The sequence below is a fragment of the Sphingomonas sp. Leaf198 genome, assembly GCF_001424005.1.
Classification (GTDB): Bacteria; Pseudomonadota; Alphaproteobacteria; order Sphingomonadales; family Sphingomonadaceae; genus Sphingomonas.
Window position 1 is genome coordinate 156,184 of record NZ_LMPX01000002.1, and the last position, 21,738, is coordinate 177,921.

The window sequence follows — 21,738 nt, forward strand, 5'->3', positions numbered from 1 at the left end:
TCGGGTGTTCGTGAGGGCGGGATTGATCTGCGCATGTAAGGGCAGGCGCGAAGGTTGGCAACGCGCGCGCTCGGACCTAACGGTGGGTCGACACCAAGGGGAATAGCCGATGACGCGTATCGCACCATTTCTGGCGGCCTGTGCCGTCATCACCGCCGTTCCCGTCGTGGCGCAGCGCACCGCCGCCCCGGCGACCGCCGGCGATGCCAAGGTCGCGGCGTTGCGCGACAAGGCGCTGACCGACGATACCGCGTACCAGATCGTCGAAGGACTGACGACCGAGGTCGGCCCGCGCATGACCGGCACCGAGGCGGAAGCGCGCGCGCGCGTCTGGTCGGTCGCCAAGCTGAAGGCGCTGGGGTTCAAGAACGTCAGGATCGAGACCTACCAGCTGCCAATCTGGCAGCGTGGCGCCGAGAGTGCCGAGATCGTCTCGCCCTACCCACAGAAGCTGCGGCTGGTCGGCCTCGGCAATTCGGGCGCGACGCCGCCCGCCGGTCTGACGCTGCCGGTGACGTATTTCGCGAGCTACAACGACCTTGCGTTGGCGCCAGAGGGGAGCCTGAAGGGCCGGATCGCCTTCGTCTCGAATTCGATGCAGCCGACGCAGGACGGGTCGAGCTATGGCAGCCAGGGTACCGCGCGGTTCGTCGGTCCCAACGTCGCTTCGAAGAAGGGCGCGGCGGCGATCGTGATCCGCTCGATCGGCACCGACCAGGGCCGCGGGCCGCATGCCGGCACGACCAATTTCGAACCCGGCGTCACGCCGATCCCGGCAGCGGCGCTGTCGGTCTCCGACGCGGCGAACCTCGAACGGATGATCAAGCTCGGCAAGCCGGTGAAGATGCGGCTGATCCTCGACGATCATCAGGTGGGCATGCGGGAGTCGGGCAACGTCGTCGCCGAAGTCCCCGGCACCGATCCCAGGGCCGGGATCGTGCTGGTTGGGGGCCATCTCGACAGCTGGGATCTCGGTACCGGTGCGATCGACGACGGCGCGGGCATCGCGATCACCGCGGCGGCCGCCAAGATCGTCATGGACGGCGGCCAGCGCCCACGCCGCACGATCCGCGTCGTCTGGTTCGGCGACGAGGAGAGCGGCGGCTTCGGCGGGCTCGCCTACGCCAAGGCACACGCCGGCGAGCGCCATGCGACCGCTGCCGAATCGGATTTCGGGGCCGATCGCGTCTGGCGGTTCGAAAGTAGCCTGCCCGCCGCCGCCAAGCCTATCGAGGATCGCCTGGCCGTCGCACTAGCCCCGCTCGGGATCATTCGCGGTGCCGATGCACCCCACGGCGGCACCGATGTCGGCCCGACGATCGCCACCGGGGTGGCCGGGATCGACCTCAACCAGTCAGGCCAGCGGTACTTCGATTACCACCACACACCCGAGGACACGCTGGAGCGGATCGACCCTGAGCAGCTTCGCCAGAACGTCGCGGCGTGGACCGCGATGATCGCGACGGTCGCCAATGCGCCCGAGGAAATCGGCCCGATCGTGCCCGGAAAGTGACCAGTCGCTGCAACCGAAACGTCATCGTTCTGCCGCAAACCTTGCGGAGAGATGAATTTAGCGGATTGACCCCCCGCCGGGGTCCGCTATTTGACGTGACTTCGCGACGGCAATCGGGTCGGCCGCGAGTGAAACTATGCTTGGGAGCATTCGAATGAAGAAGATCGTTCTGATCGCTGCTGCCGCCGGCCTGATGTCCGTCGCAGCCTGCAGCAAGTCGCCAGAAGCCGCCGCCGTTGAGAACAACGCGGACATGCTGGCTGACAACATGGAAATGCAGGCTGACAACATGGACGCCATGGCGGACAACACCTCGAACGGCGTCGCAACCGACGTTCTCGAGAACGCAGCCGACAACATGAACGCTGCTGCCGACAACGTCCGTGACGCTGCCGACGCAAAGACCGACAACATGAACTAAGACCCTGTCGGGCGTTCGCGCTCGATAGAGTTTCAGGGTCGGAAAGGGCGTTCCTTCGGGAGCGCCCTTTTTCTTTGTGTCCGTTGCTTTGCGCTCTTTTGCGGGCTGGACGCTTGCGCTAACGCAGGCACCGGTGGGGCCTGTAGCTCAACGGTTAGAGCTGGCCGCTCATAACGGCTAGGTTGCGGGTTCGATTCCTGCCGGGCCCACCAATTCATTCGCATTCTGTGCTCCCCCCAGTCGGGACGTCCGGTTCGACGTCCCTCGCGGCGCGCGAGCCATAGGGTTGCAGCCAAGAGCCGCTCCTGCCCGTGCACTACAGCGCCGATGGCGAGTATGCGTAATGATCGCAGATCTGACGCACGCGATCCGCGCGGCTGACCATATGCCGTCGTGTCGGCTTCGCTCAGACGCGCTTCTTGGTACCGATCGCCACCCAGTACGGCACCCCGTCACGGAACCGCACATCCTCCAAGCCGGCAGCCTCCATCATCGCCTGGATCTGAGCCTTCGTGAATCGCTGCTCCAATCGCGTTCCAAAGCGATCGAGCGCATCGGTCCGCATGGTATAGAAGCTGTATTTTCGATAGGAACTCAACGGAATCGCATCGACGTTCCCACCCAGCCGGTCGACGACGGTCGCGACTTTTGCGGCCGGCCAATACACGGTGGCGGCGATCATCGAGGTGATGGCTTTGCGCGGACCGATCGGCAGCTTCGATATGCCGCGCCGGACCGTATCCGACGCTTTCCAGGTCGCGCGAAACCACGCCGGCCGCTGATCGAACGCATAATATAGATAGGTGAGGAAAGGCGCTCCCGGCTTCAGCTTGGTGACCGCGTCCCTGAGGGCCTGTGCCGTATCGGGAATATGGTGCAGCACGCCCAGCGAATACCCGAAATCCTGGCTGCCATCGGCGAGCGGTATGGCTGCAGCATCCGCAAGATGGAACTGGACGTTCGTGCTATCTTTCAGGCGGCGCCGGGCGACGTCGAGCGCCGCGGCGGCGGGGTCGATACAGTGCAGCTTACCGACTTTTGGCACGACTCCGGCCGCCCATCGGCCCGAGCCGCACCCGAGATCGAATCCCTCGGCTTTCGCAGGCAGACGCGAAAAGTCGAGCAGCGAGAAATAGCCATCGAAATGGTGCTGCCATTCCTCGTGCGACATGGCCGTCTGATCGAACGCCGCCCATTCCTCGCCGAATCCCTCGACAGTCGCCTTGTCAATATTCTGCACGCCCAGCCTCTCTCGTCCTCGGCACGAAGGCCTGTCTGTCCTGTGTTCGGCTGCAACCGGTCTTTTCGATCGCCGCAAAATGTGTTCGAAGCCCGACCCTCACGGAAGTTTCGCGTCTGCAGACGACGCGTTCCGCCGACAGCCGAAATCATCACCGATCGCACGTGAAACGCGCCGGATCATCTCCTGCCGGACGAACCGGCGAAACATGCCGAACCGTCGCCTCCAATTTTTATGCCAAGTAGTTCTTCGTTTTTTACTGGTCGGCGCAATATTCGCCCAAACCTGATAACGCAAGCCATAACAAGCACATACATGTTGTGCTGTGCCGTTATTACCGGTGATACGAATTTCCAGCTGTCGCTATCGATCGGGCGAGAGCATGTCTGCGCGGAGCGCCAGGCGATCGCATTTTACGGCCTCGCCGCATTCGGAAATACCGGTGGCGTTTCATAGCCCACCCGTGTCGCGCGATCGTCTCGACCACGTCATGGAGGACGCGGCGGGCGTTGCGCATCACGGCCATCCGACGCACTCGTTGTCCCATGACTGTCGATCCGCCGGACAGACCGATCTACGGGCCATGCAAAGCCACATGCGCAACCGACGCTACGATGCGCGGACAGCCGGGCATCATAGCGTCGGTTGGTGGGACGCAGCTTAGAGGGTGACGACCGACAGCGGGCGCGCGGCGGCCTTGGTCAGCGTGTTGCGCAGCGGCAGCGTGAACGGCGCGGCCTCGATTTCGAAGACATCGCCCTCGCGCGTCGTCACGCCATCCGCGAACGACAGCGTCGCGGTCCCGAAGAAATGGACATGGACGTCGCCGGGCCGGCGGAACAGGTCGTATTTGAAATGATGCGCCTCGAGGTTGGCAATCGTGTGCGACATGTTCGCCTCGCCCGACAGGAACGGCTTTTCCCACAGCAGTGCGCCGTCGCGGTGGATGCGGCTCACGCCCTCGATATGCTCGGGCGGCGTGCCGACCAGCAGTTCGGGGCCCAGCGATGCCTGCCGCAGCTTAGAATGCGCGAGCCACAGGTAATTGTGCCGCTCGGTCACATGGTCGCTGAATTCGTTGGCAAGGCACAGCCCGAGCCGGAACGGCGTCCCGTCCAGACCGATCAGGTAGATCCCGGCAAGCTCGGGCTCCTCGCCGCCATCCTCGGCGAAATCGGGCATCGTAAGCGCGGCCCCGGGCGCGACCAGGCCCGAGCCATCGCCCTTGTAGAACCATTCGGGCTGCTGACCGCGCTGGCCGGGTGCGGGCTTGCCGCCCTCGACGCCTTCGAGGAACATCCGCATCGAGTCGGTCTGCTTGGCCGCGTCCGCCGCCGCGCGGTGCATCTTGTCGCGCCCCTCGGCCGAGCCGAGATGCGTCAGGCCGGTACCGGTCATGATCAGATGCGCCGGATCGACATGGTCGATCGGCGACACGATCCGCCCGGCCGCCAGTTCGGCCACGATGTCGACGCTCGCGCCGGTACCGCACGATGCCACGGCCGCGGCGAGGTCGCTGCCCTCAGCGATCGCCTTAGTGGCGAGCCCCCGGACGCTGTCGACGCCCTTCACGATAGCCGCCCCCTCGGCGGTCGCGGCGATCACCGAGCGCGTACCGTCGGCGCCGACATGCTGCAGCAAACGTAACGTCATCATTCTCTCCTAACGGATCCGGCGGTGACGGATTGCACCAACCCAGGGCGCGATTTCGTCGTCAGATACACCAACGCCTCGACCAGCCGGAAGCACGATCGAGGCGTATATATCGTATAAGTGCATCCAGCAGAATAGTCCGACATGACAGCGGGCAACGGTTACCCCCTGCCCGCGTTGTCATGCGCCCGATTATGCCACGGTCTGATCGGGCAGCGGATCGGTGACCTTCGATCCCCATACCGCGTAGAACAGCACGTAGAGTTCGCACGCGGCGGTCAGCAGGAACGACGACTGCAAGCCGTAATTGTCAGCGAGCCAGCCCTGCACGATCACCAGCGCACCACCGGCGATCGCCATTATCAACAGCCCCGAGCCCTCCTCGGTCAGCGGCCCGAGGCCCTTGATGCCAAGCGTGAAGATCGTCGGGAACATGATCGAATGGAACAGGCCGACCGAGATCAGCGCCCACATCGCGACATGGCCGGTGGTGAAGGTCGCGATCAGCATGACGACGCACGCGCCGATGCTGGCGATCGCGAGCACGCGTTCGGCGGGCACGGTGCGCATGACATAGCTGCCGACGAGTCGACCGACCATCATCCCGCCCCACAGGATGAACAGGTAATGCGACGCCTGTTCGTGGCTCAGATTGCCGATCTGCGGCTGGCTGACGAAGTTGATGAACAGATTGGCGACGCCGATCTCGGCGATCAGGTAGATGAAGATCGCGGGAATGCCGAACACCAGGTTGCGATGCGACCAGAGCGACAGGCCCTTGCGCGCCTCCTTGGCGGAACGCTGCGTCGACGATCCCATCGCCGGCAACGGGAACCGCGCGATCACCACCGCGAGCACGACGAGGACGCCCGCGACGATCAGATACGGCAACACCACCGATTGCGCATCCGCGAGTCGCTCGGCGGCGGTCAGCGTCGTGGTCGATCCGGCCGCAGCCGTACCCGAGGTCGAACGGCCGAGGATGAGATAGCCACCAAACAGCGGCGCGAGCGTCGCGCCCGCCGAATTGAACGCCTGGACCAGGTTCAACCGCGACGACGCGGTCTCGGGCGGACCGACGACCGCGACATACGGGTTCGCCGCGACCTGCAGCAGCGTGATCCCGCTGGCGATGATGAACAACGCAACGAGGGTAACGCCATAGGACGGGATCCGCGCGGCCGGCACCATCAACAGCGCACCGCCCGCCATCAGCGCGAGGCCGAACACCATCGACTTCTGATAGCCGATCCGCTCGATCAGCTTGGCCGACGGGATCGACGCGAAGAAATAGGCGATGAACCAGACGCTCTCGATCAGCGTCGTCTGCGTATAGCTCAGGTCGAACACGCTGCGCAGGTGCGGCAGCAGCGTGTTGTTGATGACCGTGATGAAGCCCCACATGAAGAACAGGCTGGCAAGCAACGTCAGCGCCGAGCGATAGCTCGGCCCCGCGCCCTGCGCCCCCGCTCCCCCGGGCTCTCCGGCGGGTCGTGCGTGTGTAGGCTGTATCGGCATCGCCATGATCGTCCATCCTCCGTGCCATGTCGGCGACCGATCGACAGTCTTTTACCGCATGGCTTGCTCAGAAATATATTGTCGGACTATATACCCCGACAAGGCGCGTCAACGGCGTCGGACGATTAAGGATGGGAACCGAAATGCGCGCATTGGGGACGACGGGGATCATCGTGGCGACGTTACTGGCGGTCATGCCGACACAAGCCGCGCACGCTGCCGAGGCGAAGCGTTCGCCCGCGGGCACGCTGCAGGACGGCACTGCGATCGAGGCGATCACGCTCAGCAACGCGCACGGCATCTCGGCGCGCGTCCTGTCCTACGGCGCGACTCTGCAATCGCTGATGGGCCCGGACCGCAGCGGCAAGATCGCCGACGTCATGCTCGGCTATGACGACCTGGCCTCGTACGTCGATCATCCCAATTTCTTCGGCGTGACCGTCGGCCGTTTCGCCAACCGCATCGCTGGCGGCCGCTTCACGCTCGACGGCAAAGCCTATCAATTGCCGCTCAACGACAAGGTCAACTCGCTGCACGGTGGCGGCAAGGGTTTCGACAAGGTCGCTTGGAAAGTGCTCTCGTTGAAGAGCGGCCCGACCGCGACCCTCGTGCTTGGCTATCGTAGCCCGGACGGCGACTCCGGCTATCCCGGCAACCTCGACGTCACCGTCACCTACACGCTCGACGAAGCCGGCAACCTCGGCATCGCCTATGACGCGAAAACCGACAAGCCGACGATCGTCAACATGACCAACCACGGGATCTTCGATCTCGGCGGCGAAGGCTCGCGGATCGGCACCTACGGCCATCGCCTGACGATCCCCGCCAAGGCGATCACGCCGGTCGACGACAAGCTGATCCCGACCGGTGTCCTGCAACCCGTCGACGGCACGGTGTTCGACTTCCGCGCTGGCCGCATCGTCGGCGATGGCATCCGCGACGGCCGCGACCAGCAGATCCGCTACGGGCATGGCTACGATCATAACTTCGCGCTCGACAAGGGCCTGACCGCCAAGCCGGAACTGGCCGCGCGGCTCGAGGATCCGGCGTCCGGCCGCGTTCTCGAGGTGCTGACGACCGAACCTGGCGTGCAGTTCTACACCGGCAATTTCCTTGACGGGACGTTCGTCGGCAAGCACGGCCATCTCTACCGGATGGGTGACGGGATCGCGCTCGAACCGCAGAAATTCCCCGACGCCCCGAACAAACCGAACTTCGTCTCCGCGCGCGTCGATCCGGGCAAGCCGTATCACCACGCGATGATCTACCGCCTTTCCGTCGCCCGCTGACACCCGATCTCCAGAAAGCCCCCGATGACCGACATGCCCAACCCTCTCCAGAAGCTCCGGAGCCGCGCGTGGTTCGACAACCCCGAGAACATCGACATGACCGCGCTCTATCTGGAGCGCTATCTGAACTTCGGGCTTAGCCTCGAGGAACTGCGTTCGGGCAAGCCGATCATCGGCATCGCGCAGACCGGCAGCGACCTGTCGCCGTGTAACCGCCACCATCTCGTGCTCGCCGAACGTCTGCGCGAGGGCATCCGCGAAGCCGGCGGGATCGCGCTCGAATTCCCGGTCCACCCGATCCAGGAAACCGGCAAGCGCCCGACCGCCGGGCTCGACCGCAACCTCGCTTATCTGGCGCTGGTCGAGGTGCTGTACGGCTACCCGCTCGACGGCGTCGTGCTGACGATCGGTTGCGACAAGACAACGCCGGCCTGCCTGATGGCCGCCGCGACCGTCAACATCCCGGCGATCGCGCTGTCGGTGGGGCCGATGCTCAACGGCTGGCACAAGGGCGAGCGGACCGGGTCAGGCACGATAGTGTGGAAGGCGCGCGAACTGCTCGCGACCGGCGCGATCGACGATGAGGGCTTCATCAAGCTCGTCGCGTCGTCGGCGCCGTCGACCGGCTATTGCAACACGATGGGCACCGCGACGACGATGAATTCGCTCGCCGAGGCGCTCGGCATGCAGCTGCCCGGTTCGGCCGCGATCCCCGCACCATACCGTGACCGTCAGGAGGTCGCCTATCGCACCGGCAAGCGGATCGTCGACATGGTTTCGGAGGATCTGAAGCCGTCGGACATCCTCACCAAGGAGGCGTTCCACAACGCGATCGTCGTCAATTCGGCGATCGGCGGCTCGACCAACGCGCCGATCCATCTGGCTGCGATCGCGCGTCACATCGGCGTCGACCTGCCGATCGACGACTGGCAGACGCACGGCCACAAGGTGCCGCTGATGGTCAACCTCCAGCCCGCCGGCGAGTATCTCGGCGAGGATTATTATCATGCCGGCGGCGTTCCCGCGGTGGTGGCCGAGTTGATGAAGCAGGGCCTGATCCACGAAGACGCGATGACCGCCAACGGCAAGACGATGGGCGACAATTGCCGCGATGCGACGATCGAGGACGAGCGCGTCATTCGCCCGTTCGCGACGCCGCTGCTTCAGGACGCGGGCTTCATCGTGTTGCGCGGCAATCTGTTCGACAGCGCGATCATGAAGACCAGCGTGATCTCGCCCGAATTCCGCGCGCGCTACCTTTCGAACCCCGCCGATCCCGAGGCGTTCGAAGGCCCCGCGGTCGTGTTCGACGGGCCCGAGGATTATCACCATCGGATCGACGATCCCTCGCTCGGCATCACCACCGACACGTTGCTGTTCATGCGTGGCGCGGGGCCGATCGGCTATCCGGGTGCCGCCGAAGTCGTCAACATGCGACCGCCCGCGTATCTGATCCGCGAAGGCGTCCATGCGCTGCCGTGCATCGGCGACGGGCGCCAATCGGGAACGTCGGGATCGCCATCGATCCTCAACGCCAGCCCTGAAGCGGCGGCGATGGGCGGCCTCGCGCTGATCCGCACCGGCGACCGCGTCCGCATCGATCTCGGCAAGGGTACCGCCGACGTGCTGATTTCGGCCGAAGAGCTCGCCGAACGCCGGCGGACGCTGACCGCCGCGGGCGGCTATGCCTTTCCCGGCTCGCAGACCCCGTGGCAGGAAATCCAGCGCGCCACCGTCGGCCAGCTACAGACCGGCGCGATCCTCGAAGGTGCCGAGAAGTACCAGCGCATCGCGCAGACCATGGGCCTCCCCCGCGACAACCACTGATTGCGGTAGACGTAGCGCCCACGACTCTTCCCCCCTCCCTGGAAGGGAGGGGTCGGGGGTGGGTCGGCTTCCGCATTATCGAACGTCGGCGGCCGAAACGAACCAACCCACCCCCAGCCCCTCCCTTCCAGGGAGGGGAGCACGTCTCTACCGTGGCGAGGCCAGTGGCATCTCCACCCGCTCAAATCCCAACGCCCCGCCCAATCTAACCGATTGCCCAACGCAGTCGCCGATGCGAAACAATGCCATGACGCACGGACAGCATCGGCGGTGAAACGGGTCACGATACGCGACGTCGCGACCGCCAGCGGAACGTCGATCAAGACCGTCAGCCGCGTCCTCAACAAGGAACGCTATGTCGGCGCCGAAACGCGCGAAAGAGTCGAGCGCGCGGTCGCGGACCTGAACTTCCGCCCCAGTTTCGCTGCGCGGACGCTCGCCGGGCATCGGTCCTTCCAGGTCGCGCTGGTCTGCGACAACCCCAGCCCTGCCTATGTCTATGCAATGCAGCAAGGCATCCGCGACCGGTGCGAAGTCGACGGCGTCCGCGTCCTCACCCAGCCCTACGACCGGGGCTCGCCGCGTCTGCTCGCCGATCTCGACGCGCTGATCGCGACCAGCGGCCCCGACGGGATCATCCTGACGCCGCCGCTGTCGGATAACGACGACGTGCTGGCGCTGCTCGCGGCGCGGGCGATCCCCTTCGTCCGCGTGTCGCCCGGAACGCGGGCGGGCCTCGCGCCGGCGACGTTCATCGACAACGTCACCGCCGCGCACGAACTGACCGCGCACCTGCTCGAGCGTGGTCACCGCCGGATCGCACACATCGCCGGTCCGCGCGACTATGCGACGAGTGCGCAACGGCGTGCCGGCTACGAAGCCGCGCTGCTGGCGGCCGGCATCGCGCCCGAGACCGAACTGATCGTCGAGGGGCGCTACGACTTCGCCAGCGGCGCGGAGGCCGCGGAAGTGTTGCTCGCACGCCCCTCCCCGCCGACCGCGATCTTCGCGGGCTCGGACGAGATGGCGGCGGGTGCGTTGATGGTCGCGCATCGCCGTGGCCTGCGCATTCCCACCGACATCGCGATCGCCGGGTTCGGCGACGATGCCCTGGCGAGCTATGTCTGGCCACCGCTGACGACGGTCCGCCAACCGGTCCGCGACCTCGCCTGGCAGGCAGCGGACCTGCTGCTGAGCCGTGCCGATCCAGACGAACGCCGCGAAGTCGCGCACTCGCTCGTGGTCCGCGCCTCGACCTGACCGATCATCCGCGGGGGCGCTTCGCGTGCCGGGCGACGTTGCGAACTGACGCCGGGGGCGGCATGAGGGCGCATGCGACAAGGGTCGAGCGCGATCGAACGCGCTGTGGCACCGCTATCGGACCGTTGAAACCAGGAGAGCCTATGTCCACCGATCGCCGGCGCTGGATCATCGTCGCGCTCGTCTTCGTGGCGATCATGCTGAACTATGTCGACCGCCAGATCCTCTCGCTGCTGAAGCCGACGCTGGAGGCTGAGTTCCACTGGTCGGACCAGGATTACGCCAACATGCTGTCGGCGTTCCAGGTCGCGGCGGCGGTCGCGTTTCTCGGCACCGGATGGTTCATCGACCGGGTCGGCTTGAAGCTCGGGTTCGCGCTCGGCGTCGCGGTATGGAGCCTCGCCGGCATGGCGCATGCGGTAGTCAGCAGCGTCGGCGGCTTCATCGCCGCGCGCGTCGTGCTCGGCGGCGCGGAGTCGATCGGCACGCCCGCCGCGGTCAAGTCGGCCGCGACCTATTTCACGCAACGCGAACGCTCGATCGCGCTCGGCATCGGCAACACCGCGCCCAATATCGGCGCGGTCATCACCCCGCTGGTCGTCCCAGCGCTGGCTGTCGCCTATGGCTGGCGCGCAGCGTTCCTCGCGGCCGGTGCACTTGGGCTCGTCTGGGTCGTGGTGTGGTTCTCGGTGCGGATCCCCGCGGTCGCCGAGAGCAGCGTGCGGCCCGCTCCGATCCGCTGGTCCGATCTGTTCAAGCGCCGCGAAACCGCCGCGATCGCGATCGCCAAAGTGCTGTCGGATCAGGTCTGGTTCTTCATGCTCGCCTGGTTGCCTGACCTGTTCCACCGGATGTTCGGCCTGCCGCAAGGGACCGTCGGGCTCCCCGTCGCGCTCGCCTATGCGATGGCGGCGGCGGGGGCGCTGACCGGTGGCTGGCTGCCGACCCGGCTAATGGCGCGCGGCTGGAGCGTCGATCGCGCGCGCAAGGGCACGATGCTGCTCTACGCGCTGCTCGTGCTGCCGGTGACATTGGTGCTGGTGGTCGACGATGCGTGGTCGGCGGCGCTGCTGCTCGGGCTCGGGCTGTTCGCGCATCAGGGATTTTCGACTAACGTCTTCGCGCTCGCCACGGACATAGTCCCCGCGCGCGCGGTCGGCTCGACCATTGGGATCGCGGCGTTCTGCGGCAACATGTGGTCGATCGTGCTGATCCAGCTGGCCGCGGTGTCGCTTGCAGCGGGCTATGGCTATGGCCCGCTGCTCGGCGTCTGCTCGGTGTCATATTTGCTCGCGCTGGGGCTGGTACAGCTCATCATCCCGACCATCGTCGCGGTGCCGGACGACGGGTCGGACGTCATTGCGATAGCGCACTGACGTGCGACCTCGAGGTCAGAAGTTGATCCGGCCGGTGACGCCGTAATAGCGATCCGCCTCGCGCGGGATGATGTAGCGATACGCGCCCCCCGGCCCGCCGCTCGTGATTGCCGAGGCGAAGCTCGTGTCGAACACGTTCTTCACCGCGAAGGTCAGGCGGAACCGGTCGTCGCGCTCGACGAGCCCGGCCGACAGATCGAGCAGGCCATACCCCTTGATCGTCGTCGCCTCGCGGATGACGGCGCTCGCGTCGAGCTGCGAGATCTGCTTCGACTGGTAGCTGCCCTGCGCGCCCAGCGCGAAGTCGATCCGCCCGCCGGTGCGATAGCGATAATCCGCGCCGAGCGACCCCTTCCATTTCGGCGCATAGCCGAGCGGCGTGCCCGACGGCACCACGCCCGTCGTCACGCCGTTGGTCGGCACCTTGAACTGGTCGATATGCGCGTCGGTATACGCGAGCCCACCCGAAAAGCTGAGGTCGCGGACCGGCTGGAACACCAGGTCCAGTTCGCCGCCGCGCGTCGAGATCTCGCCCGCGTTAGTGAAGCGCGTCACCAGCACGCCCGCGACGATGTCGGGGTTGTTAGCCTGGAAATTATGATATTTCGCGTAGAATGCCGCGAGGTTGACGACCAACTTGCCGCCGAACAGCGTGTTCTTCAGGCCAAGCTCGTAGCTGTCGGCGGTCTCCGGCGCGATCACGTTGGTCCCGGTCGCGGTCAGATTGTAGAAAATGTTGAACGCCGGCCCTTTATAGCCGCGCGAATAGGTGGCGTAGGCGGTCGACTGCCGGACGATGTCGAACTGCACGCCGCCCTTACCCGACCAGTTGTCGTTGGTGGTCTTGGCGGTGAACGGCACGCCGTTCGAGGACGCGACGGCCTGCGTCGCGGCAAGGTCCGGACGGATGCCCTGCCCGACCAGCCGGACATAGGCGTCGTTCACGCCCTGATCGAAATTGGGGTTGATGCCGGGGCCGGTCAGCGTCGTGCGACGGATATGCGACACGTCGAGCTGGTCGGTGGTATAGCGGATCCCGCCGATCAGGCGCAGGCGATCGGTAAGCCGCAGCGTTCCCTGCCCGAACAGCGCGAAGTTCTTGAACACCGAACCGAACTCCGCAGTCCCGGTCGGTCGCGTTGTGACCGTACCGGTCGTTCCGCACGGGATCAGCACGGTCGTCGAGGTCGCCCCGGTGCACGCGATGTCGTTGCGCGTGAAATTCCGCTCGGTCTCGGCGCGCGAATAATAGGCACCCAGCACATAGCTGAAGAACTGGTTCGACGGCGACGTCAGCCGCAGTTCCTGCGTCAGCGTGTTGCTCACCTGCGGCCCGAAATCATGCAGCTGGTTCAGCCCGACATAGGCGCGCGGCAGCCAGTCGCCGTCGCGGATCTCCTCGTTGTCGTACTCGCGGTACGAGCCGATATAGGTCAGCGTCTGGTTGCCGAGCGTCCAGTCGACCTGACCCGAAGCCCCCCAGCTCTTCTCGTTCGAGCGCGTGACCAGATCCTGGTTGATCACCCGCGACTTGTCGCCACGCGGCGTCGGCAGGACGGTGGCGGACAGGTTGTTGGGCACGGTACCGATCACCTCGGCGCAGCAATTGTCCTTGCTCCGGCGATAGTCGGCGATCAGCGTGATCGTCAGATCGGGCGTCGGATCGGCGACGACGATCCCGCGCACGCCGTAATGCTTGTAGCCGTTGACGCGATCATTGCCCTGCGCAAGGTTGCGGATGTTGCCGTCGTAATGGCCATAGAAGCCCGTAATCCGGCTCTTGATGATCCCCGAGATCGGCAGATCGACCGCACCGCGCACGCGGTACTCGCTGCCGTTGCTGTAATACCCGCCCTCGACATAGCCGCCGAAGTCGTTGCCGGGTCGTTTGGTGACGATGTTGATGACGCCCGCGCTGGTGTTCTTGCCGAACAGCGTGCCCTGCGGTCCGCGCAGCACCTCGATCCGGTCGACGTCGATCAGGTCGCTGAACGCTTCGCCGGCGCGGCTGTAGACCACGCCGTCGACCACCGTGGAGATCGACGGCTCGCCTGCGATCGAGAAGGTCGAGGTGCCGACCCCGCGCAGGAACAGCGACTGGTTGATCGCGGTGCCCGATTTCCGGAAATTGAGCGTCGGCACGAGATATTGCGCGCTTTCGAGGTTGGTGCCGCCCTTGGCGCTGATCGCATCGCCAGAGATCACCGAGACCGCGACCGGCACGTCCTGCAGACGCTCGGACCGCTTCTGCGCGGTAACGACGATGTCGCCGGGCTGATTCTGAGCGCCAGCAGTCGGCGCCTCGGCAGCTGCAACCGGCGCAGGCTGAGCCGCATCGGTCGGCGGGGTCGCCGGCGCCTGTTGCGCGAATGCGGGGCCGGCAATCGCCAGCGCGGCCAGGGCTACGCCCGTCAACAATCCCGTGTTCAAATCGGCTCTCCCTTTTCCTACCTGACCGGTAGGTTATATTTCAAACGCCGCCTTGTCGTCGGCGGTTCGTCTTTGGTCCGGGCAAGGCCTGCTATCGTCGAACCCGGCGTTAAACCGGGCGTCGAACCCGACGTCAGAAGCCCAGTTCGCGCATTTCCACCACGCGGTGTTCGCGCGCGCTGATCTCGGCCGCGGTGCCGATCGCGACCGCCATCAAACCGTCGCGCGCCGTCACTTCGACGGCCCCCTCGCCGCGTACCGCCGCGATGAATTTCTGGTGTTCGTAGAAGGTCGATCCGTGATGGCTGCCCGCGTCGAGTGCGACCGGATCGACCGCGACGACGCGTCGCGTCGCCCGCTTTGGGTTGCGAAAGCCGACACGCGGCGAGTGGATCAGCGCCCCCTCGGGGATCAGCACTTCCAGCCGCGCCGCATCGCCGACTGCGGCGATCTCCTCCTGGTTCTCCGCGCCGTCGGCGAACATCGACAGGTCGAGCATCGCGCGCACGCCGTTGGCGAAGTCGATCGTCGTGTAGCTGTTGTCGATGATGTCGGGCCGCGCGCCGTCATAGCGCTCGTCGAGATGGTTCACGTCCATCGCGCCCGAACAATAGACGCGGACGGCCTCGGACTGCGTGATCAACCGCATCAGATCGAAGAAATGGCAGCATTTCTCGACCATCGTGCCGCCGGTGTTGCGCGCGAACCGGTTCCAGTCGCCGACCTTGGGCAGGAAGGGAAAGCGGTGCTCGCGGATCGACAGCATCTTCAGCGCACCGATCGCGCCACCGTGGATCTCGTCGATGAACGCAGCGGCGGGCGGCATGTAGCGATATTCCATCGCGGTCCAGAACGGCGCGGTGCTCGCCTCTGCCTGTTCGACGATCCAGCGCGCATCGTCGATCGTCGTCGCGAGCGGCTTCTCGCACAGGATCGCGATCCCCTCCCCGAACAGCGGCGTCAGCACGTCGCGGTGCGTGTTGTTGGGGCTCGCGACGATCACCGCATCGACCAGACCACTGGTCGCCAATGCCTTCGAGTCCGCAAACGCCGTGACCCCGCCCACGCGCTCCGCGCCCAGCGCTTCGCGGGCCCAGCCAAGCGACGCCTCGGTCGGATCGGCAATCGCGGTCACCACCGCGCCGGGCATGACGGCGAGGTTGGCGAGATGCTCCACGCCCATCATGCCGGTGCCTACCAACCCGTAACGGACTTGCTCAACCGGCATTCGCACCCCTATCATGACAACGATGTCTGACCTTCATGTTACACCTGATTCGCGTCCCCTCGGCAAGAGCGGAATCCTCGTCTCACCGGTCGCCTGGGGCATGTGGCGGTTCGCCGGCAACACTGAGAGCGAAGGCCTTGCGCTGATCGACGCAGCCTTCGAAGCGGGCGTGACGCTGTTCGACACCGCCGACATCTACGGGTTCGACGGCAGCGGCGGGTTCGGCGATGCGGAGACATTGCTCGGTCGCATCTTTGCCGCATCGCCGGGTTTGCGCGACCGCATGGTGCTCACCACCAAGGGCGGCATCACCCCGCCCGTGCCCTATGACTCAAGCCGCGACTATCTGATGGCGGCGCTCGATGCGTCGCTCGAGCGGATGCGGGTCGGGCAGGTCGATCTCTACCAGATCCACCGCCCCGATATCCTGACGCATCCGCACGAAGTGGCGCGCACGCTCGAGGACATGGTGACGTCGGGCAAGGTGCGCAGCATCGGCGTGTCGAACTACACGCCCGCGCAGACCGCGACGCTCGCGTCATTCCTGACGAACGTACCGATCGCGACGCAGCAGCCCGAATTCTCCCCGCTGTTCCTCGATCCGATGACCAACGGGCTGTTCGATCAGGCGATCGAGCATGACATCACCGTCCTTGCCTGGTCCCCGCTTGGCGGTGGCAGGATCGCCAAGCCGACGACCCCGCACGAAACTGCGGTCGCCGATGCGCTCGACACGGTCGCGGCGAAGTTCGGCGTCAGTCGATCGATCGCCACCTACAGCTGGATCATGGCGCATCCGGCGCGCGTGATCCCGATCGTCGGCACGCAGAACGCCGGCCGGATCGCCGAACTACGCGACGTGTTCAAGATCAGCTGGTCGCGCGACGACTGGTACGCGGTGCTGACCGCCGCGCGCGGAGAGCCGCTGCCATGACGATCGGCCCTTGCGAGGTTTCGTGGTTCTCGGCGCTGTGCGACGACGATTACGAATTCCTGGGTCAGCCCGACCCTGCGCTCGCGTCGAGCTGGGAGCATTGCCGCGACATCGTGATGCAGGCCGAGACCGGCGGCTTCGACAATATCCTGCTGCCGTCGGGCTATGCGCTCGGGATCGACACGACCGCGTTCGCCGCGGGCATCGCCGCGCTGACCAAGCGGATCAAGCTGCTGATGGCGGTGCGCGTCGGCGAATCCTGGCCGCCGCAGCTCGCGCGCCAGATCGCGACGCTGGACCAGATGACCGGCGGTCGCCTGACGATCAACATCATCTCCTCGGACATGCCCGGCGAACAGCTCTCCTCGGCGCCCCGCTACGCCCGCACGGTCGAGGCAATGCATATCCTCAAGACGCTGCTCAACGGCGAGGCGCTCGATCACCAAGGCGAGTTCTGGCAGCTCAAGGTCGATCCGCCACGTATCCGTACGGTCTCGGGCAAGGCGCCGCTGCTCTATTTCGGCGGCCTGTCGCCCGACGCGCGCGAGGCGGCAGCCAAGGGCTGCGACGTCTTCCTGATGTGGCCCGACAAGAAGGAGACGGTCGCAGCGATCATCGCCGACATGACCGCACGCGCCGCCGCACACGGGCGCACGCTCCGCTTCGGCTACCGCGCGCACGTCATCGTCCGCGATACCGAGGCCGAGGCCCGCACCTATGCCGACCGCCTGCTGTCGAAACTCGACGCGCAACAGGGTGCCGAGATCCGCGCGAAGTCGCTCGACTCCAACTCGGCCGGCGTCGCCGCGCAGGCCGCGCTCCGCGAAACCGCCGCCGACGACGGCTATGCCGAGGAGAATCTGTGGACCGGCGTCGGTCGTGCCCGCTCGGGCTGCGGCGCTGCGATCGTCGGCGATCCCGATCAGGTGCTCGCCAAGCTGCGGATGTATCAGGACATGGGGATCGAGGCGTTCATCCTGTCCGGCTATCCGCATGCCGCCGAGGCCGACCTGTTCGCGCGTCACGTCCTGCCCCGGATCGATCACGCCCCCCTGACGCGATAATCATACCGGGATCGCACCGGCGTTGGCGTGTCCCAGCCGACATTTATACCCGTCGCACTGGTAGTTTCGGATCGTTCGCCGCGCCAAAAATGGCCGTAGGCATGCGCCACCCAAACACGGGTGGTGGCCATGACGGATCTGTACGACGGCGGCGCAACGACTGCGCCCGACGACTTCATCGACGACGACGCGACATACTTTCGCACGCGCGCGGCATGGCATCGTGCCCGCGCCTCGGTCGCGCCGGACTCCCCGACGCGCAACCTCCATCAGAAATTCGCGACGCTGTATGAAGCGCGTTCGCTCTCCTGACATGGTACATCCCGCTTGGTCTTTGTGAGAAAAGTACCAGGAACCAATCGGTTACGCTCGGGTTTATCCGCCTGATCCGATTGCACATCGCTCTCGGACGATCGCTGGAGCGTTGCCGATGAAGCGCCTGTTCGAAATCGCCGAGGTCTCGACCTCGCGCGGACCGTCGCCCGCCGCACTGCTCCCTGGTCGCGACGCGGCAGCCGGGTAACGGCGGCATCCTGTTTCAGGATCCGCCCCCTCTCCGCTTCGACATCTCCGTCTCACCACGCCGTGCTCGTCAGAGCCGCTCGCGACGTATTCCAGCAAAGGACACCAGCATGAACAAGGACGAATTCCAGGGCGGTGCACGCTATGTCGGCGGCAAGGTCGAAAAGGCCATCGGCGACACCGTGAACAGCCGCGACTGGCAGGTTGATGGCGTCGTCGACCAGGTCGCCGGTGGCGCGCAGAACCTGTACGGCCGCGCAAAGTCGGCGGTCGAGGACATCGTCGACGGTGCCCCCGAACTTTCCTACAAGCTGGGCAGCGAAGCGCGTCACGCCGCCGATCGCACCGCGAAGGTCGCTCGCAAGGGTGCGCAGACCGCGCAGGATTCGGCCAAGGACGCGCCCCTGCTCTGGGCACTGGGTGCGGCGGCGATCGGCTACGGCCTCGCCTGGCTCGTTCACGGCCAGCGCGACTAAGCCTGTGACGTTGGTCCCGGTCCTCAAGTCTCTTCGCGACTCCGCCGATCTGCGCCATTTGCGCCAGATCATCGCGGGGCTCGACGAGGGCGTGATCCTGATCGATCCCGACCAGTCGATCCTGTGGGCGAACGCTGCGGCGCTCGCGATGCACGGGGTCGACTCGGTCGAGGCTATCGGGGCCGATGTCGACGATTACCGCGGACGGTTTCAGCTGCGGTATCGCAACAACCACCGGCTGAGCGGCGCCGACTACCCGATCGAACGAGTCGTGTCGGGCGAGGCGTTCTCGCAGGTCGTGGTCGAAGTCGCGGTTGCTGGCGAGGACGACCCGCGCTGGGTCCACCAGGTCCGCAGCCTCGTCCTGACCGACGACGACGACGCGCCCGAATGCCTCATCCTGATCATCCAGGACGTCTCCGCGCAGTTCGAGGCGGAAGACCGGTTCGAACAGTCGTTCAACGCCAACCCGGCGCCCGCGGTGATCTGTCGCCTGAGCGACCTCAGGTTCGTGAAGGTCAACCAGGGGTTCGTCGAGATGACGGGCCACGACAAGGCCAATGTGCTGTCGCGCACCGTCTACGATATCGACGTGCTCGAACGCGCCGAGAAGCGCGATCTCGCCAAGCAGCGGCTGTCCGAAGGCCGCACCATTCCGCAGATGGAGGCCGAACTCGATCTGCCGGACGGCACGACCAAGCTCGTCATCGTCGCGGGCCAGCCGATCGACATGGGTGACCAACCCTGCATGCTGTTCACGTTCGCGGACCTCGAACCGCGTCGCAAGGCCGAGAACGCGCTGCGACAGAGCGAAGAGCGGTTCATGCGGACCTTCTCGCTCGCCCCTGTGGCGCTGGCGATCGGTTCGCTCGACGGCCACCGCCTGTGCGACGTCAACGAGGCGTTCACCGCGCTCACCGGCTATGCCTCGCAGGAGATCATCGGCCGCCCGCTCGGCGAAGTCGGACTGTGGGAAACGCCAGCGCTCCGCACCGCGATCGAGGCGGACATCGACGCGGGCGTGGCGATCCGCGACCGCGAGACGCGCATCCGCGAGAAGGACGGCGATGTCCTCGACTGCATGATCTCGGCCGAACCGATCCATCTCGGTGACGAGCCCTGCGTGTTGTGGGCGATGCGCGACATCAGCACGCGCAAGGCATCCGAACGCGAGCTGGTCAACGCGATCGAAGCGGTGATGAAGGACACCAGCTGGCTCAGCCGTTCGATCATGGAAAAGCTCGCCCGGATCAGGACCCCGGAAGCGACACAGCCGGGCGTCGGGCTCGATGAACTGACGCCGCGCGAGCGCGAGGTCTTGGCGCTGATCTGTCGCGGGCTCGACGACAAGTCGATCGCCCGCACGCTCGACGTCTCGGGCAACACGGTGCGCAATCACGTCGCCCGGATCTATTCGAAGATCGGCGTCAACCGTCGCAACGCGGCCGCCGCCTGGGCGCGCGCGCGCGGGTTCGACGGCGACTCGATGCCGCCGCCGCAGCGCCCCGTCGCGCCCGCCAAGGAGATGGCAGCATGACCAGCAAGAAAGACGAAGCCGTGGTCCGCCAGACCAAGGGCTCCGTCCAGGAAGCCATCGGCAAGATCATCGGCGACGTCGCTGTGGAAAAGCAAGGCTCACGCGAAAGCAAGGCCGGCGCGAAGCAAGCAGACGCCGAGACCCCCATCGACCCGAACGACAAAACGTAAGCGTTCGTCGAAACTTTAGAATCAACAGGAGTGACTATGGCTATCAATACGACAACCGGCATTTTGCCGGAGCATGAGGCACGCTTTGTGAAGACGCCCGCGCGCATCTCGTGGGGTGCGATCTTTGCCGGCGTGGTGATCGCGATCGCGGTGCAACTCGTCCTCGGCATCCTCGGTACGGGCATCGGGCTCACCATGGTCGATCCAGTCGAGGGCACCACGCCCGGCGCAGCGGGCTTCGGGATCGGCGCAGGGATCTACTGGATCATCACGACGATCATCGCGCTGGGCGCCGGCGGCTATTCCGCCGCCCGTCTCGCCGGTGTCCATGACCGCTTCGACGGCCTGGTCCACGGGTTGGTCGTGTGGGGCGTCACGCTGATCCTGACGCTGTACCTGCTCACCTCGGCAGTCGGCGGCATCATCGGTGGCGCCTTCCGCACCGTCGGTTCGGTCGCGACCGCAGCCGGTAGCGGCATCGGTGCTGCAGCCCCCAAGGTTGCCGATGTCGCTGGCGTCGATACCGGCGATGTCCGCGACGAGGCGTCTGCCTATCTGTCGACGGCACCGTCGGATCCCGCCCAGATGACCCCCGAGCAGGCGCAGAAGGAAATCGCCAAGGAACTGCCCGCCCTTGCCCGCGGTGGCCAGGACGGCGCGCAGGCTGAAAGCCGCATCGTCGACATCGTCGCCGCGCAGCGCAAGATCAGCCGTCCCGAGGCACAGGCTCAAGTGACGCGCGCCAAGGCGCAGTTCGTGAAGACCAAGGACACCGCGATCCAGACCGCGAAGTCGGCAACCGACAAGGCCGCCGGTGCCGCCGCCGGAACCTCGTTCATGGTCGTGATCGCGCTGCTGATCGGCGCAGCCGCAGCGGGCTTCGGGGCGACGGCCGCCACGCGCCGCCGCGTCTGATTTCGACACTTGATATCGATGGGGACGGTATCGGCCACACCGATACTGTCCTCGCTCGACCGACAATCCAACGACGATAACTTGCGCCGCTGCCGATGACCTCGTGCAGCGGCGTAGTCGTATGGGGACACAGCCAAAGCAGCGACTCCATCTGAACTATGCTCGCCGTATGACCAGTTCTAAGAATAATCTATGCCAGATAACAACGACTGCGTGCCGGACATCATACTACTCTCAAGCGCTCACGACGCTTCTCGGTACTTATAGATTTTACGACGCAGTATTAATAAAATTAAACCGAATCTGAACGGGCGCATTCAGCTTTGCGTGCCATCGCTCCGGTATGCCGAACTCTACCGAGCCAT

General features: G+C 65.5%; 18 protein-coding genes and 1 tRNA gene. 14 read left to right on the plus strand and 5 right to left on the minus strand.

Going from position 1 to position 21,738, the window contains the following annotated elements:
* Window positions 1-109: 109 nt before the first annotated feature.
* From ASG20_RS07765 to ASG20_RS07775, 3 genes are all read left to right on the plus strand, one after another.
* Entirely contained in the window at window positions 110-1,513 is a 1,404-nt protein-coding gene (locus ASG20_RS07765) for a M20/M25/M40 family metallo-hydrolase (protein ID WP_056050795.1), read from the plus strand.
* A 154-nt stretch (window positions 1,514-1,667) separates the two neighbouring features.
* A complete protein-coding gene (locus tag ASG20_RS07770) occupies window positions 1,668-1,934 on the plus strand; it encodes a hypothetical protein (protein ID WP_056050797.1) in 267 nt (88 codons plus the stop codon).
* A 136-nt stretch (window positions 1,935-2,070) separates the two neighbouring features.
* Window positions 2,071-2,146, plus strand: a tRNA-Ile gene (locus ASG20_RS07775).
* Between the two features lie 194 nt (window positions 2,147-2,340).
* Here the strand turns inward: ASG20_RS07775 and ASG20_RS07780 are convergent.
* The 3 genes from ASG20_RS07780 to ASG20_RS07790 all read right to left on the minus strand — a co-directional run bounded on the left by ASG20_RS07780 (window position 2,341) and on the right by ASG20_RS07790 (window position 6,351).
* Window positions 2,341-3,174, minus strand: coding sequence for a class I SAM-dependent methyltransferase (locus tag ASG20_RS07780; protein ID WP_056050799.1), 834 nt, complete (start codon window positions 3,172-3,174; stop codon window positions 2,341-2,343).
* Window positions 3,175-3,834: 660 nt separating this feature from the next.
* Window positions 3,835-4,827, minus strand: coding sequence for an AraD1 family protein (gene araD1, locus ASG20_RS07785; protein ID WP_056052802.1), 993 nt, complete (start codon window positions 4,825-4,827; stop codon window positions 3,835-3,837).
* Window positions 4,828-5,019: 192 nt separating this feature from the next.
* The gene (locus ASG20_RS07790) at window positions 5,020-6,351 is read right to left on the minus strand and encodes a sugar MFS transporter (RefSeq protein WP_156364178.1); all 1,332 of its coding nucleotides are present in this window, start codon (window positions 6,349-6,351) and stop codon (window positions 5,020-5,022) included.
* Between the two features lie 188 nt (window positions 6,352-6,539).
* Between ASG20_RS07790 and ASG20_RS07795 the strand changes: the two genes are divergently transcribed.
* The 4 genes from ASG20_RS07795 to ASG20_RS07810 all read left to right on the plus strand — a co-directional run bounded on the left by ASG20_RS07795 (window position 6,540) and on the right by ASG20_RS07810 (window position 12,097).
* The gene (locus ASG20_RS07795; RefSeq protein ID WP_443025936.1) at window positions 6,540-7,634 is read left to right on the plus strand and encodes an aldose epimerase family protein; all 1,095 of its coding nucleotides are present in this window, start codon (window positions 6,540-6,542) and stop codon (window positions 7,632-7,634) included.
* 24 nt (window positions 7,635-7,658) lie between these two features.
* Window positions 7,659-9,461: an IlvD/Edd family dehydratase gene (locus tag ASG20_RS07800; RefSeq protein ID WP_056050801.1), complete on the plus strand. Its 1,803-nt coding sequence runs from the start codon at window positions 7,659-7,661 to the stop codon at window positions 9,459-9,461.
* Window positions 9,462-9,731: 270 nt separating this feature from the next.
* On the plus strand, window positions 9,732-10,721 hold the full coding sequence (locus ASG20_RS07805; protein WP_056050804.1) for a LacI family DNA-binding transcriptional regulator: 990 nt from the start codon (window positions 9,732-9,734) through the stop codon (window positions 10,719-10,721).
* 143 nt (window positions 10,722-10,864) lie between these two features.
* Window positions 10,865-12,097 carry an MFS transporter gene (locus ASG20_RS07810; protein ID WP_056050806.1) on the plus strand — a complete coding sequence of 411 codons (1,233 nt, stop codon included), beginning with the start codon at window positions 10,865-10,867 and terminating at the stop codon, window positions 12,095-12,097.
* A 15-nt stretch (window positions 12,098-12,112) separates the two neighbouring features.
* Here ASG20_RS07810 and ASG20_RS07815 read toward each other — a convergent pair whose 3' ends face one another.
* Complete coding sequence (locus ASG20_RS07815) at window positions 12,113-14,527, minus strand: TonB-dependent receptor (protein WP_056050808.1); 2,415 nt, start codon at window positions 14,525-14,527, stop codon at window positions 12,113-12,115.
* A gap of 133 nt (window positions 14,528-14,660) precedes the next feature.
* Window positions 14,661-15,755 (minus strand): Gfo/Idh/MocA family protein, encoded by a 1,095-nt coding sequence (locus ASG20_RS07820; RefSeq protein ID WP_056050809.1) that lies wholly within the window; start codon window positions 15,753-15,755, stop codon window positions 14,661-14,663.
* A gap of 22 nt (window positions 15,756-15,777) precedes the next feature.
* On the opposite strand from ASG20_RS07820, the gene ASG20_RS07825 reads away from it, so the two are divergent.
* From ASG20_RS07825 to ASG20_RS07850, 7 genes are all read left to right on the plus strand, one after another.
* The gene (locus tag ASG20_RS07825) at window positions 15,778-16,689 is read left to right on the plus strand and encodes an aldo/keto reductase (protein WP_082470935.1); all 912 of its coding nucleotides are present in this window, start codon (window positions 15,778-15,780) and stop codon (window positions 16,687-16,689) included.
* Window positions 16,686-17,753, plus strand: coding sequence for an LLM class flavin-dependent oxidoreductase (locus ASG20_RS07830; protein ID WP_056050812.1), 1,068 nt, complete (start codon window positions 16,686-16,688; stop codon window positions 17,751-17,753). The genes ASG20_RS07825 and ASG20_RS07830 overlap by 4 nt, the downstream gene beginning before the upstream one ends.
* 129 nt (window positions 17,754-17,882) lie before the next feature.
* Window positions 17,883-18,065, plus strand: coding sequence for a hypothetical protein (locus tag ASG20_RS07835; RefSeq protein WP_056050815.1), 183 nt, complete (start codon window positions 17,883-17,885; stop codon window positions 18,063-18,065).
* Window positions 18,066-18,385: 320 nt separating this feature from the next.
* Complete coding sequence (locus ASG20_RS07840) at window positions 18,386-18,751, plus strand: CsbD family protein (RefSeq protein WP_056050817.1); 366 nt, start codon at window positions 18,386-18,388, stop codon at window positions 18,749-18,751.
* 4 nt (window positions 18,752-18,755) lie between these two features.
* On the plus strand, window positions 18,756-20,288 hold the full coding sequence (locus tag ASG20_RS07845) for a PAS domain S-box protein (protein ID WP_082470850.1): 1,533 nt from the start codon (window positions 18,756-18,758) through the stop codon (window positions 20,286-20,288).
* The gene (locus tag ASG20_RS19635) at window positions 20,285-20,458 is read left to right on the plus strand and encodes a hypothetical protein (protein WP_165899582.1); all 174 of its coding nucleotides are present in this window, start codon (window positions 20,285-20,287) and stop codon (window positions 20,456-20,458) included. Before ASG20_RS07845 ends, ASG20_RS19635 begins: the two co-directional genes overlap by 4 nt.
* 36 nt (window positions 20,459-20,494) lie before the next feature.
* A complete protein-coding gene (locus ASG20_RS07850; protein WP_056050819.1) occupies window positions 20,495-21,373 on the plus strand; it encodes a hypothetical protein in 879 nt (292 codons plus the stop codon).
* Window positions 21,374-21,738: the final 365 nt, after the last annotated feature.

What these genes read in the sequence shown, in the direction of transcription:
- ASG20_RS07825 (WP_082470935.1), top strand. Translation starts at nt 15,778, where the DNA reads ATGTCTGACCTTCATGTTACACCTGATTCGCGTCCCCTCGGCAAGAGC.
- ASG20_RS07820 (WP_056050809.1), bottom strand. Translation starts at nt 15,755, where the DNA reads ATGCCGGTTGAGCAAGTCCGTTACGGGTTGGTAGGCACCGGCATGATG.
- ASG20_RS07830 (WP_056050812.1), top strand. Translation starts at nt 16,686, where the DNA reads ATGACGATCGGCCCTTGCGAGGTTTCGTGGTTCTCGGCGCTGTGCGAC.
- ASG20_RS07810 (WP_056050806.1), top strand. Translation starts at nt 10,865, where the DNA reads ATGTCCACCGATCGCCGGCGCTGGATCATCGTCGCGCTCGTCTTCGTG.
- ASG20_RS07800 (WP_056050801.1), top strand. Translation starts at nt 7,659, where the DNA reads ATGACCGACATGCCCAACCCTCTCCAGAAGCTCCGGAGCCGCGCGTGG.
- ASG20_RS07840 (WP_056050817.1), top strand. Translation starts at nt 18,386, where the DNA reads ATGAACAAGGACGAATTCCAGGGCGGTGCACGCTATGTCGGCGGCAAG.
- ASG20_RS19635 (WP_165899582.1), top strand. Translation starts at nt 20,285, where the DNA reads ATGACCAGCAAGAAAGACGAAGCCGTGGTCCGCCAGACCAAGGGCTCC.
- ASG20_RS07765 (WP_056050795.1), top strand. Translation starts at nt 110, where the DNA reads ATGACGCGTATCGCACCATTTCTGGCGGCCTGTGCCGTCATCACCGCC.
- ASG20_RS07770 (WP_056050797.1), top strand. Translation starts at nt 1,668, where the DNA reads ATGAAGAAGATCGTTCTGATCGCTGCTGCCGCCGGCCTGATGTCCGTC.
- ASG20_RS07795 (WP_443025936.1), top strand. Translation starts at nt 6,540, where the DNA reads ATGCCGACACAAGCCGCGCACGCTGCCGAGGCGAAGCGTTCGCCCGCG.
- ASG20_RS07835 (WP_056050815.1), top strand. Translation starts at nt 17,883, where the DNA reads ATGACGGATCTGTACGACGGCGGCGCAACGACTGCGCCCGACGACTTC.
- ASG20_RS07850 (WP_056050819.1), top strand. Translation starts at nt 20,495, where the DNA reads ATGGCTATCAATACGACAACCGGCATTTTGCCGGAGCATGAGGCACGC.
- araD1 (WP_056052802.1), bottom strand. Translation starts at nt 4,827, where the DNA reads ATGACGTTACGTTTGCTGCAGCATGTCGGCGCCGACGGTACGCGCTCG.
- ASG20_RS07790 (WP_156364178.1), bottom strand. Translation starts at nt 6,351, where the DNA reads ATGGCGATGCCGATACAGCCTACACACGCACGACCCGCCGGAGAGCCC.